Annotated in this window: 10 protein-coding genes; 6 read left to right on the top strand and 4 right to left on the bottom strand. The window is 44.6% G+C overall.

All coding sequences use genetic code 11. From position 1 onward, the window contains the following. Positions 1–117 precede the first annotated feature (117 nt). From A3761_RS08590 to A3761_RS08600, 3 genes are all read left to right on the top strand, one after another. Positions 118–879, top strand: coding sequence for an SDR family oxidoreductase (locus A3761_RS08590; protein ID WP_068509029.1), 762 nt, complete (start codon positions 118–120; stop codon positions 877–879). A 6-nt stretch (positions 880–885) separates the two neighbouring features. Continuing rightward, positions 886–1203 carry an MGMT family protein gene (locus tag A3761_RS08595; RefSeq protein ID WP_068509027.1) on the top strand — a complete coding sequence of 106 codons (318 nt, stop codon included), beginning with the start codon at positions 886–888 and terminating at the stop codon, positions 1201–1203. Between the two features lie 235 nt (positions 1204–1438). Then, complete coding sequence (locus A3761_RS08600; RefSeq protein ID WP_068553714.1) at positions 1439–3358, top strand: EAL domain-containing protein; 1920 nt, start codon at positions 1439–1441, stop codon at positions 3356–3358. Positions 3359–3388: 30 nt separating this feature from the next. Here the strand turns inward: A3761_RS08600 and A3761_RS08605 are convergent, their stop codons facing one another. After that, positions 3389–4936 (bottom strand): MFS transporter, encoded by a 1548-nt coding sequence (locus A3761_RS08605; protein WP_068516461.1) that lies wholly within the window; start codon positions 4934–4936, stop codon positions 3389–3391. A 74-nt stretch (positions 4937–5010) separates the two neighbouring features. Then, positions 5011–5493: a YajQ family cyclic di-GMP-binding protein gene (locus A3761_RS08610; protein WP_068516464.1), complete on the bottom strand. Its 483-nt coding sequence runs from the start codon at positions 5491–5493 to the stop codon at positions 5011–5013. A 300-nt stretch (positions 5494–5793) separates the two neighbouring features. On the opposite strand from A3761_RS08610, the gene A3761_RS08615 reads away from it, so the two are divergent. Beyond that, the gene (locus tag A3761_RS08615; protein WP_068516467.1) at positions 5794–6774 is read left to right on the top strand and encodes a response regulator; all 981 of its coding nucleotides are present in this window, start codon (positions 5794–5796) and stop codon (positions 6772–6774) included. Between the two features lie 430 nt (positions 6775–7204). On the opposite strand, the gene A3761_RS08620 is transcribed toward A3761_RS08615, so the two are convergent. Next, a complete protein-coding gene (locus A3761_RS08620; RefSeq protein ID WP_068516468.1) occupies positions 7205–8302 on the bottom strand; it encodes a hypothetical protein in 1098 nt (365 codons plus the stop codon). Between the two features lie 230 nt (positions 8303–8532). Between A3761_RS08620 and A3761_RS08625 the strand changes: the two genes are divergently transcribed. Both A3761_RS08625 and A3761_RS08630 read left to right on the top strand, forming a co-directional pair. Next, positions 8533–9786 carry an NAD(P)/FAD-dependent oxidoreductase gene (locus A3761_RS08625; protein WP_068516472.1) on the top strand — a complete coding sequence of 418 codons (1254 nt, stop codon included), beginning with the start codon at positions 8533–8535 and terminating at the stop codon, positions 9784–9786. Positions 9787–9796: 10 nt separating this feature from the next. Beyond that, positions 9797–12505 (top strand): nitrate reductase, encoded by a 2709-nt coding sequence (locus A3761_RS08630; RefSeq protein ID WP_068516476.1) that lies wholly within the window; start codon positions 9797–9799, stop codon positions 12503–12505. A gap of 51 nt (positions 12506–12556) precedes the next feature. Here A3761_RS08630 and A3761_RS08635 read toward each other — a convergent pair whose 3' ends face one another. Further along, a complete protein-coding gene (locus tag A3761_RS08635; RefSeq protein ID WP_068516480.1) occupies positions 12557–12763 on the bottom strand; it encodes a hypothetical protein in 207 nt (68 codons plus the stop codon). Positions 12764–12903 lie beyond the last annotated feature (140 nt).

Below are 12903 nucleotides of genomic sequence, written 5' to 3' on the forward strand. Positions count from 1 at the left end.
ACTGCATTAATCCTTTTTCTTATCCTAACAAGCCATTAAGATAGATTCTCATTTAAGGGTTAGGGGTGATCCCTCGATACCCAACACGTCCCAATCTGGTATTAATATAGGCAGAACATGAAATTACAAGATGCAGTTATTGCAATTACAGGCGGCGCTCAAGGCTTAGGAAGAGAAATGGCTTTAGGCCTTGCTGAAAAAGGAGCTAATCTCGCTCTGATCGACATGAATGCAGAACGTCTTGATGAAACCGCTAATGAGTGCGAAGCACTGGGCGTCACAGCTAAAACCTATGTTTGCAACGTTGCCCAAGAGGCTGACGTAGAGAACACCTTTAATACGATTGAGCGCGATTTTGGAAAGCTGAATGGCCTCGTTAATAATGCCGGCATTCTACGAGACGGTTTATTGCTAAAAGCTAAAGATGGCAAAGTTAGCCAAACCATGAGCCTGCAGCAATGGCAAAGCGTGATCGACGTTAACCTTAGTGGTGTATTCCTGTGTGGCCGTGAAGCTGCCCGCCTGATGGTTAACACCAATTCAGAGGGTTGTATTATTAATATTTCCAGTATCGCCAGAGAAGGCAATATTGGACAAAGTAATTACAGCGCGGCTAAAGCTGGCGTGGTTGCATTAAGCGTCACTTGGGCCAAGGAACTCGCGCGCTATAATATTCGCTCTATGGCGATCGCTCCCGGTTTTATGGAAACGGAAATGACAGCCAGTATGAAACCTGAGGCTCAAGACCATATGAAGAAAGTTATCCCTTTAGGTCGCCCCGGCCAACCTAGCCATATTCAACAAAGTGTGGTGCACATTTTTGAAAATAATTACCTTACAGGCCGGGTCATCGATGTCGATGGTGGACTAAGAATCTAACTCCCAATGGCAACAAACGAAAGTGAATGCAAGCAGGCTATACTGGCCTGCTTGGCGAGCATCCCCAGCGGGCAAGTCTGTTCTTACGGGAAAATAGCATCCCTGGCAGGGCACCCAGGCAAAGCACGTTACGTCGCCTACATATTAAAACAACTACCTAAAGACAGCCGCATTCCTTGGCACCGAATAATTAATGCTCAAGGAAAGTGCTCCTTCCCGATAGGCTCCGATAAGTTTCTGGAACAAACTTCACTGTTGGAAACAGAAGGCGTGCCTATGCCACTGAGCTCTACTTCTATGTGCCAATATCTCTGGCTTGGCTAAAAGACAATTCAAGTAACATTAAAATTTCACAGCGAAACACAGAAATATAGTCTAAATTTAAGTAGATTCACTTGAAATAGTCATGTGCCGGGTACTTAATGAGAACTCGACTCCTGCTTTCCTAGGTTAAAAAGCATTTTCAGCACGCACTCTAAAGTGAAGTAGAGATAACCTTGTAACATAGAAAATTAATGACTCTACGTTCATTAAGTAACATGCAGTACAAACGAAAGCTATGAAGTACCATAAACTCATTCTAGAGCAGATCGAAAAGCACCTATCAGAAGTGCCGGATGACCCTCGCATTACTGCATTTTTGAATGCCGTACATAATAGTTATGTCGAAGCTGATGAACAAAGAACAACCCTCGAGCGCTCCGTTCAACTGTCAGCAAAGGAACTCATTACACGCAATAAAGAACTAGAGCGCCAAGTTACAGAACTTAAGATAACCCAGAGTGCGCTTAAAGAATCTCATTCACTATTGCATGCAAGTTTAGAGTCGAGCCATGAAGCTCTATTAGTGCTCGATCTGGAAGGTAGAGTCAGACTCTACAACCCAAATTTCTGTGAGATGTTCCGTATCGACCCTGAAGAAAAGAACATCAACCATATAGCAGACTTTCTAAAAGAAACAGAAACCCTCATCAGCGAGCCAAACTCACTGACAGCCGAGTTTAAATTCAGCCTCGAGACTCCCAAAGAGCAGCGTCTGTGTGAAATAAAAACACTAAAGGGTCGAACTATTGAGGCATATTCCAACCCCCAGACGAAAAACAACTCTGGCGAGATTATTGGCCTGGCTTGGAGCTTTAGGGATATCAGCGAACTAAAACTCAAAGAAGAGGAAGCCCGTCACCGAGCTTATCATGACTTGCTTACTGGCCTACCTAACCGCAGGCTTCTATCAAACAGGCTCGATACCGCCCTGACTTCGGCAAGTCAAAACAAAGACCAGACGATTGTCCTGTTTATCGACCTTGATGGATTTAAAGATGTAAATGACTCTCTGGGACACGGTGTTGGCGATGCACTACTCAAGGCCATAACTCTGCGCCTTGAAGCCGAGCTGCCCCCTCACACACTACTATCTAGACATGGTGGTGACGAATTCATTGCAGTGATGGAAAAACAAGATGGCACAGATAATGCCAAACAATTTGCACAAGCAATTGTTGACTCTTTTGGCACACCATTTCATTTAGGCAATGAAGATATTTACATGAGCGCGAGTATCGGCATTGCCGCCGCCCCCGATCACGGCAATGACTCCGACAAATTAATTAGTAATGCTGACATTGCCATGTATCAAGCCAAAAAACGTGGCAAAAATACATATGTGATATATCAAGCAAGTGAGAACGACCAGCCAGCGCATCGCTTAAAAATACGCAGTCAGTTAAATGTTGCGCTAGAGCAAGAGCAGTTTGAGTTATTCTTCCAACCCAAAATTGATCTCGACACTGGCTCCATCAAAGGCGCTGAAGCACTGATCCGTTGGAAGCAAGAAGATGGAAAATATCGCAACCCCTTTGAGTTCATCCCAATTGCTGAAGAAAATGGCCAAATTATTCCTATCAGCCAATGGGTAATTCATCAATGCTGCAAACACCTAAAAGAGTGGCAGACCTATCTTGACTCCGACTTCATATTGGCACTCAACATTTCTGCACGTCACTTCCATAGAGGCTTGCTTCAAGAAGACCTAGCACGCTCACTGGGCACATTTGGAATTGACCCTTCAACACTTGAGCTTGAAGTGACTGAGACCGCAATTATGGACGATTTGGACCTGGCAGTTCAGACGCTCCACGAAATAAAAAGCATGGGTATCAGAACCGCAATAGATGACTTTGGTACAGGCCACTCATCTTTGAGTTATCTGAGAAAGTTACCAATTGAAATCCTCAAAATTGATAAGAGTTTTATTGATGAAATTCTCGTATCACAGGAAGATCGAACCTTAGTTCGAGGCATCATTGAGATGGTTCATGCACTGGGAATACAAGTCGTCGCAGAAGGCGTCGAGAACCATCACATGGCTTCGCTCCTTCAAGATATGCATTGCGACCTTGTTCAAGGTTATCATTATTGCCCGCCAATATCGGAAACAGACTTCATTGAACTTATCAAAAACAGACAATGCTATATTTAACGTTAGCCTACTGTCTATGAACGAGAGCCGCTAAGCATCCTTAAACGCAGAATAACGTTGAATCCAATATATTAAGGCAATAACGGGGACACCCATCAAACTCGCAAGTAAAAAGAAGTTTGAGTAGCCCAAATTATCAACCATACTCCCCGAATACCCTCCGATTACTTTTGGCAAAAGCGTCATCAGCGAACTAAATATTGCATATTGAACAGCGGTAAAAGACACATTGGTCAGGCTTGAAAGGAAGGCTATAAATGCCGCACTGGCCAATCCTGCCGTTAGGTTATCGGCCGAGATCACAAAATACAGCAACTCAATATTATGACCCGACTCTGCCAGCAGCATAAACAAGAGATTAGTTGCGACGGTTAAAAAAGCACCGGTATAAAGCATTTTGATCACACCATAACGAGCAGATAACACGCCTCCTAAAAATCCCCCTGCGATCGTCATAAATAGGCCAAAGGTTTTTACAACCGTCGCGATCTCTGTTTTGCTAAAGCCCATATCCTGAAAGAAAACATTCGCGATTACCCCTAAGACAATATCTGAAATACGATAGAAGCCGACAAATATCAACAATAAGACCGCTAGCTTTAGACCGTAGCGGCTAAAAAACTCTTCAACGGGAGCAATATAAGATTGATGTATGAGTGTCTTTTCGTAAAAGGGGGTATTGGCCATCGAACGAATAAACAGTGCGACAGTTAAAAGCCCTGTAAGCAGGCGTAAACATTCAACTAGCAAGTTCCCTAAAGCAGAGTTCTTAAACAACTCAGCCAAGAAGATTTTCAATTCTGCAGCCAGTTCAGAGCCTAGAATATACACCGATACAAACAGTGCAATACTGGCGACAAATAACAGCAAAAACCTCAGATATTGAGCAGAAGTAAAAGCACTATTTGTATCATTACTTGTGCTCGGCTCTCTCACCATGCAGGTCGTAGCAAGCCCGACTAACATGGTCAAAGACATCAGCAAGTAGGTAGATCTCCAAGCATCATAGACATATTCCTCACCAGATGAGCCAAAAGAGCTGGCCAGTAACAAAGCCCCTGCTCCCGAGACCAGCATGCCAATACGATAGCCCGCAATATAGGTGGAAGACATCAATGCCTGCAGGTCGGTGCCAACAGACTCGATTCGATAGGCGTCGATTACAATATCTTGCGTCGCCGATGAGAACCCCAGCATCACAACCGCAAAAGCCATAACGCTCAAAGCACTTTCTTGAGCCGGGTTAACGGCAGCTATCATTGCGATAGAAGACATAACAGCTAGCTGGGAAATCAATAACCATGCTCTTCGACGCCCCATTCTGGCTGTTAGCAAAGGCACAGGAAGGCGATCAACAAGTGGCGCCCATAAGAATTTGAAAGAATAGGCTAAAGCCGCCCAGCTAAAATAAGTAACCGTCGAGCGTTCGACCCCTGCTTCACGCAACCATAAAGACAGCGAAGAAAATATTAACAGTAAGGGAATTCCTGCCGAAAACCCGAAGAACAGCATCGACAGAACCCGAGGGTGCTTTAGAGAGCTTAAAGACTGGCGCCAGCCTAAGTGTGCTTGAGACATATTTTTATATTTTCATCGCGAATTGAAGATAAAAGCACCCTAAAGGAAGCAACAGCCGATTCAGCGTTCTAAGCTTAATCTCTAAAATTATTGAATTGCAGCGGAATATCAAGATCCGATTCTTTGAAGAAGCGCATCACTTCTTGCAAGTCATCTCGTTTTTTACCCGTAACACGAACTTTATCACCTTGAATTGCCACCTGAACTTTAAGCTTGGCTTCTTTCACCATCTTAACCATTTTTCGTGCAACATCTTTATCAATTCCCTGTTTGATATCAAAACTTCTTTTAACTAACTTGCCCGCTTTACTGTCACCCGCCTCAGTCAGAGAACGAACATCAAGCTTTCGTTTAGCAAATGCCATCTGCAGCATTTCGATAAGCTGTTCAAGCTGAAAGTCCTGCTCGGCTGAAAAAGTGACTCGTGTCCCTTCGACAACAATATCGGCCTGAACATTTTTAAAGTCCCAACGGTTACCTAGTTCACGTTTTGCTTGATCAATTGCATTTGTGACCTCATGCATGTCAAGTTCTGAGACCGTATCAAAAGATGGCATGGTATACTCCCGCGTATCATTAACAATAAATTTTCCCCATTATAGCGGGTAGTGACTTGAGTAGTTACTTGAAAAATCAGTTTCAAGAGAATCTCTTGTAAATGACTTTCGCACAAAGCTAAAAACACGTCTAAACTGGGGAAACAATAATAAAGCTGAGTAACTTTTTCTCGCAGTAGAATTTTGTAGCAACTAAGCACGCTGACCATAAGCGCTTAGCGCTACACGCGATAGCCGAAATAGTAAACGGATTTGTATATCGTATTGAAGAATCAGAGACTCGGATAAGGACCTGGACTCATGCCCAATCTCGATCTTTCCATTCTAGTAGTGGATGACACAAAATTCAGCAGCACAATCATAGCCAAAACGCTTGGCAAAGCAGGCTATAGAGACGTCCGCATCGCCAACGATGCCAACACAGCCCTAGCGATGCTAGACAAGCGCCAAGCTAGTGTACTCATTGCAGATTGGTTAATGCCAGAAATTGATGGCTTAGAGTTAACAGCTCAAGTCCGGCAGTTAGATGAGCAAAACAACCACTTTACTTATGTAATACTCTTGACAGCGAAAGAAGGTAGCAGCGCTCTAAATGAAGCCTTCGACAAAGGTATCGACGACTTCATCTTCAAGTCAGAAATGTCTAAGCAACTTCTTCCTCGCGTGTATGCCGCAGACAGAATGTCAGAGCGACAGAATACTTTACTGTCTGCAAATCATTTGCTCATTGAAAACAATAAACACCTCGAAGAAAAGAATATTGTCGATATTGAAACAGGTATTGGTAATAAACGTCTCGCGCAAGAGACTTTAGCAAACTTTCTCAGGCACACCGAGTCTCGTGGTGGCGCAATTAGTTACATGCTAATTGATATCAAAAACTGGCCTGTCATCAAAAAGCAGCACAACCACATGACCTGTGAAGAAGTCGCACTAGGTATAACGCGCCGCTTAAGAAGCCTAATTCGCCCCTTAGATGTTCTTTGCCGCGTTGCAGAACATCAATACGCGATCATCGCTAACTTTGGCAACATAGATCATTGCTCTATCAGTTCTTATCGCCGCATTCATGATGGTATAAATCTAAAATCTTTCCGCACAGCTTCCGGTTATGTGTCAGTCAAAATCGCATCATGTATTTGTACAGTTGATGATAGTGCCTCAGTGCCGCGCGTAAGTGACATAGAAGAAGGCTGCCAACAGCAAATGCGCCAGGCAATTGAAACAGACACGATTGTAATCTCTCGCTGGAAGAATGAGCCGAACACTAGCATACTGTAAATAGCCCGATTAATACTCCAAAATGGGATAGCACGGCAAGGGGTTGATCATGCTAGGGGTGAAACCCTCCGCCTGCCGTTTTCGTTATTTATTCAATATAAGTAGACTGCCAAAGCCTGTAGACCGAGCCGTCTATAGGCTCGCTAGCAGGCTAGTACATCACATCACAGCACCTCACAATAGCAACACAATCCCTTACAAGACCTTACTCAAAAACTATATTGTTACGGCCTCTTATAACCTAGAATTATTTTCGTGGATTTGAGTAGTATCCCCCGTTAGCGGAGGGTTTTGTTGTACCTCCGCTGTTTTTTCGGGCTGCTATTATCCAAAGCTATTTACAAGTTCTTCATCATTTTCGTTTTGCTTATCTTCAAGCAATTTAGGGCTAAGTTTTTATGAACTTAGCCTTTTTTTGTGTCTGTCCGCTTTAGTAAAGGCGTGTTCTTAGCACTTTCTCCAGGTCATCAGATAACAAAATTTCAAACCTGATACCGATAAAAGGGTTAGTTTTATATTCATATTCCCTAGGAAATGTTGTGCCAATATTCAACTGATAGAAAAACCAGCCTTTATACAAATTACGTCGATAGCGAATTTGCGCAAAATACTCTGATACAACGGTATGATGCTGTCGTTCATCGGCAGAAAATCCAAACGAGTATTCCAGCGCTCGCCGCTGATTGATGTCATGGAAAAAAGCAAGGTTTTGAACGTATCGCCTGTGTCCGTACCTTTCATACCAAACAACGGAAGACTGTAGACGAAGCAGATAAAAGTCACCAACCAAGCGATCAAAATCGAAAGATGATCGGGCTCCTGCCCCCCGGCTTTCATACCAAAACAACTCTGGAGAGAAAGTTAATGACCACTTTTCTGACAAACTCCAGCTACGAATTCCTCGAGCCCTTGAAAATATATCGGGGTCCAAATTTGCTTTAAGCCCCCAGTCAAAGGAAAGGCGATCCCAATGGCGTGCATCAAATAAAAGCCTAAAACTTGCATTAATGCCATCCTCACCGGACTCTTCACTCAAGGAGGACCTAGTACTCTCCTGATCCACGGAGTTTTCTGCTTCTTCATCTTCACTTTCCAAAATAAAACGAAAACGTCTTTTTGTTATGGGTAAATCTAAACTAAAACGCAATCTATGAAGCGCTTCTGTCCCATAGTATTTCGACTCACCTAAGCCCAAATAAAGTTTTACATAACTTTGATTGTGATCTGAAATGGCTTCTAGATCACCCATCAAACCATCAATATATGCGCCTAAAGCAACGATATCTCCGGCCAATGCTCTGCGTTTTGTTTCAATCCAGGAGATAGTCGAATTATCGAAGTAAGGGGAGCCCTCTGCTATCTCATCTTGAGCGCTTGAGTCACCCTCATAGGAAGCTGGCAAGGCGATGTCGGTCTTTTTGAGTTCATTAGCATCGACATAAGAAATGCGCCACGATAACAACACACAGATAAAAACAAGCAAACGATGAAACATTCTATAATTATTTTTATATCGACCTTGGCGCATCAAACAACCCACACGTTGAACCAAAATAGTGCAAAACTAATCCATCCGTGAACCGTATATGAACTTAAGCTAAGTCAATCTTAAGTGCCTTATTAAAGAGACTTGCAGCGTACTTAACCATGTTGAGTTAGAATCATACCTCCAATGGTATATAAATTGCTGCGATAACTTGCAAAAATTAGCAATGTATTGATTATAGCATTCATAACACGGCAGTACGGAGATTAGAGATGAAGCAGCAGCTTGTGGTAATCGGAAACGGCATGGCTGGAATGAAAGCTGTAGAAGAGTTAGTCAGCGCCTCTCCTGAAAAGTTTGATATTACGGTCTTTGGTGCTGAGCCCTACGGCAACTACAACCGAATCATGCTATCCCCCGTACTCTGTGGAGAAAAGTCCATTGAAGATATCATTATTCATGACCGGCAATGGTATCACGACCATAATATAACCCTGTATTCCGGAGCAGATAAGCTGGTTATTGATATCGATAGAAGCAAACGTTGCGTCACAGCACGTGATGGCACTCAAGCACGTTATGACAGACTACTGATAGCAACAGGCTCTAAACCCTTTATTCTTCCTATTCCAGGAAGCAAACTCGAAGGTGTGATCGCCTTTCGCGATATATATGATGTCAATAAGATGCTTGCCTATAGCGAGACAAAAAAGAATGCAGTGGTCTTAGGCGGCGGGCTACTAGGTCTTGAAGCAGCCAACGGCCTTGCGCAGCGAGGCATGCACGTTACCGTTATTCATAGCAAGGAAGTGCTCCTTAACAGACAGCTCGATGCGACAGCCGGTCACTTACTCCAGCAGGAACTCACAAGCCGAAACGTTAAGTTTAAAATGCCGGCCGAGACAGAAGAGCTTCTTGCAGATGATTCAGGGCATGTTAGAGCCGTTCGCTTTGCCGATGGAAGTGAGCTCGACTGCGACTTATTTGTTATGGCGATTGGCGTCAGGCCAAATTTTGAACTGGCTGAGAAAGCGGGCTTACATTGTGAAAAAGGCATTGTTGTCAGCGATACATTACAAACGTACGACCCTAGCATCTATGCTGTGGGGGAGTGCATTCAGCATAGAGGCGACACTTTTGGCCTGGTAGCACCTTTGTTCGAGCAAGCCAGAGTATGTGCTAATCACCTCAGTGGCCACGGTGTTGCGGAATACAAGACTCTCCCCAGTGCGACCAAATTAAAAGTAACCGGTATTAACTTATTCTCACTCGGTAATTTCTTAGGTGATGAAGAAAGCGAGGAAATCCGTTTTTCTGATCCTTCTGCCAAGGTATATAAAAAGCTTGTTATCAAAGATAGGCACATCATAGGCGTTGTTCTATATGGCGATACCAAAGACGGCTCATGGTATCAAAGCTTACTTGAACAGCGCTGCAATATCGAAGACATGAGAGAGTTTTTGATATTCGGCCAAGGCTACTTTCAAACCGCCAAGCAAACTACCACCTTAGATTTAGCGGGTTAGGAACATCAAGATGACTCAAATGATCAACTCAACAGAGACAAGCACAAAACCGCAGGAAATAAAGACCACCTGCGCCTACTGTGGTGTAGGCTGCGGCATTATTGCAACAACACACGCTGATAACAGGGACGTGACAATACAAGGCGACCCGCACCACCCAGCTAACTTTGGCCGTCTCTGCTCAAAAGGCTCGGCACTAGGTGAAACCCTAGATCTATCTAGCAGGCTATTGAAGCCCATTATCAAAGGGAAAACGGCCAGCTGGGATCAGACTATCAATCATGTCGCTACCCGATTTAAAGAAACTATCGATCAATATGGCCCCGAGTCCGTTGCGTTTTATGCTTCTGGCCAGCTCTTAACCGAAGATTATTACGTCGCTAATAAGCTGATGAAAGGGTTTATTGGCAGCGCCAATATCGACACTAACAGCCGTCTATGCATGTCTTCCTCCGTCGTTGGCCATAAGCGCGCCTTCGGCAGCGACACGGTTCCCAACTGCTATGAAGATTTTGAACTCTCTAAGCTAGTTGTTCTGATAGGCTCTAACGCAGCATGGTGCCACCCGGTACTGTTCCAACGCATCAAAAAAGCCAAAGAAACAAACCCGGACATGAAGCTCGTCGTTATTGACCCTCGAAAGACCGATAGCTGCGATATTGCCGACCTGCATATTCCAGTGAAAATGGGTAGTGATGTCGCCTTGTTTAACGGCTTACTCGCCTTCTTATATCAAGAGGGAGTAATCGATAATGACTACCTCGAACGATATACTGAAGGCTTTGATCAATGTATTTTGGCTGCGCAGCAAGATGCCTTCAATATTTCAACTGTCGCCGAGAAGTGTAATGTTGCCCCCCACATCATCAAGACTTTTTTCGAATGGTTTCGTGATACACAAGAAACATTGAGCCTATATAGCCAAGGGGTCAATCAGTCTTCGTCCGGCACTGACAAAGTTAACGCCATTCTCAACTGTCACCTAGCAACAGGGCGCATTGGAAAACCTGGCAGCGGCCCCTTCTCATTAACGGGGCAACCCAATGCAATGGGGGGGCGTGAAGTTGGCGGTCTAGCAAACCAACTCGCGGCTCACCTAGAGTTTAATGAACAGGACACAAGCCTACTTAGTGAGTTCTGGAATACCCCAAACCTTGCCAATACACCAGGCATGCCAGCGATTGAGCTCTTCGACGCCGTCGCATCAGGAAAGATCAAAGCCCTATGGGTCATGGCAACCAACCCGGTCGCCAGCCTTCCCAATGCAGAAAAAGTAAGGAAAGCCATTGAACAATGTGACTTCGTCGTTGTGTCTGACTGTGTCGCTCATGCGGATACCTTAGATCGAGCCGAAGTCAAACTGCCCGCTTTGGGCTGGAGCGAAAAAGACGGTACTGTCACCAATTCCGAACGACGAATTTCGCGCCAACGAGCGCTGCTACCACCAGCAGGTGAAGCCAAGCCCGACTGGTGGATTATCTGCCAAGTAGCCAAAGCCATGGGCTACCACGAAGCATTTAATTTTAAATCTGCTGCCGATATTTTTCGGGAACATGCAGCACTAACAGGCTTTAAAAATACGGCTGAACAACGGCCTAGAGATTTCGATATCTCTGGCTTGGCAGAGCTTAGTGACGAACAATACGACTCGCTAGAACCTGTGCAATGGCCCGTAAACAACACTCACCCGAATGGTGTAAAACGATTTTTTTCTGAAGGAGGTTTCTTTACCGCCTCCGGCAAAGCCAAACTCATAGCACTCAGACATCGCCCACCTGTTAACTCATTGTCAGAGGCCTGGCCCCTTGCTTTGAATACCGGACGGGTTCGAGACCAATGGCATAGCATGACCCGCACTGCCTTATCAGCGAGGCTAAACCAGCATAAGCCGGAGCCCTATGTCGAGATCACTCCTGAAGACGCTCATAAGTTCGGTTTAAGTCAGGGCGATATAGCTGAAATAGAAAGTCATTGGGGAAGCATGCTTGCACGAGTGGAGGTCACTAAACGCCTTCCGCAGGGAGAGCTATTTGTCCCCATGCACTGGACCTCTCAATTCAGCAGCCAGGGGCGCGTTGGAGTAGTCGTTAACCCAGAGATTGATCCAATATCCTTCCAACCCGAAAGCAAGCACACGCCGGTTAGCATCAAAGCTTACCAAACCAACTGGCACGGTTTTGTTATTTCACGTCACCCTTTAATTCTTGATGGCATTGACTACACCGTACTCATCAAAGGCGATGGCTACTTCCATTACGAACTTGCAGGAAGGCGGCAAATCAAGCACTGGCAAACCCATCTGTCCAGTCAAATCAGAATCCACTCAGGAGAGCTAGAGTGGCAAACCTATCAAGATGAGCATCAAGGATTATTTCGAACCGCCTGCTTTAATGAAGGCATACTTCAAGCTGTGCTCATCGTAGGTTCGAACTACCAACTACCCGAGCGAAGCTGGATCGCCTCATTATTTAGTCATACCGATAAGCACCCTGAAACCTTAGATACAGAAAGCCGCATGGCTTTATTAACAGGCAAACCACCCATAGGTACGCCGGATGTCGGTAAAATCATATGCGCCTGCTTTAATGTCGGGAAAAAAACCATTCAAACGGCAATAAAGGAACACCAACTAACAAGCCCACAGGAAGTTGGAAAAGTCTGTAAAGCTGGCACCAATTGTGGCTCTTGCGTACCTGAGATAAAAGCGCTATTTACTTAAGGGCAAGCTGACAATAAGCCTCGTACAAGCTAAGTACGAGGCTTATTCCTCCTAAGGGTCGTAGCGGCTAACGAGTACGGTACTCGGCTGACGAGGGGTGTTAAAGCCTTCCGAGGCTTGCTCATTAATTTCGATCAAGGGCACATCTGAAACTAAAGGGTCGAGTTGCTGGGCGTCTTGCCGAACAATCCAATAGCTTGCAACAAACGAAACGGTGAGCGCTGAGTATAAAATGGTATTTCGAGTATATTTTTTCATTCATTAATCCCTGCTTTTTATTTTTAAATTTTTACAACGGAATAAGAACAACACTGATCTTTTTTTAACCAGAAATATGAGTCTACTCTTTCATTTTTATACTGTCTACTATTGAAATACAGATCCCAAACTACTCAGGG

It is taken from the genome of Oleiphilus sp. HI0123, assembly GCF_001635315.1.

Excerpts from the sequence above, each read along its gene's own strand:
- A3761_RS08625 (WP_068516472.1), top strand. The coding sequence starts at position 8,533 with ATGAAGCAGCAGCTTGTGGTAATCGGAAACGGCATGGCTGGAATGAAA.
- A3761_RS08595 (WP_068509027.1), top strand. The coding sequence starts at position 886 with ATGGCAACAAACGAAAGTGAATGCAAGCAGGCTATACTGGCCTGCTTG.
- A3761_RS08630 (WP_068516476.1), top strand. The coding sequence starts at position 9,797 with ATGACTCAAATGATCAACTCAACAGAGACAAGCACAAAACCGCAGGAA.
- A3761_RS08615 (WP_068516467.1), top strand. The coding sequence starts at position 5,794 with ATGCCCAATCTCGATCTTTCCATTCTAGTAGTGGATGACACAAAATTC.
- A3761_RS08610 (WP_068516464.1), bottom strand. The coding sequence starts at position 5,493 with ATGCCATCTTTTGATACGGTCTCAGAACTTGACATGCATGAGGTCACA.
- A3761_RS08635 (WP_068516480.1), bottom strand. The coding sequence starts at position 12,763 with ATGAAAAAATATACTCGAAATACCATTTTATACTCAGCGCTCACCGTT.
- A3761_RS08600 (WP_068553714.1), top strand. The coding sequence starts at position 1,439 with ATGAAGTACCATAAACTCATTCTAGAGCAGATCGAAAAGCACCTATCA.
- A3761_RS08590 (WP_068509029.1), top strand. The coding sequence starts at position 118 with ATGAAATTACAAGATGCAGTTATTGCAATTACAGGCGGCGCTCAAGGC.
- A3761_RS08605 (WP_068516461.1), bottom strand. The coding sequence starts at position 4,936 with ATGTCTCAAGCACACTTAGGCTGGCGCCAGTCTTTAAGCTCTCTAAAG.
- A3761_RS08620 (WP_068516468.1), bottom strand. The coding sequence starts at position 8,302 with ATGCGCCAAGGTCGATATAAAAATAATTATAGAATGTTTCATCGTTTG.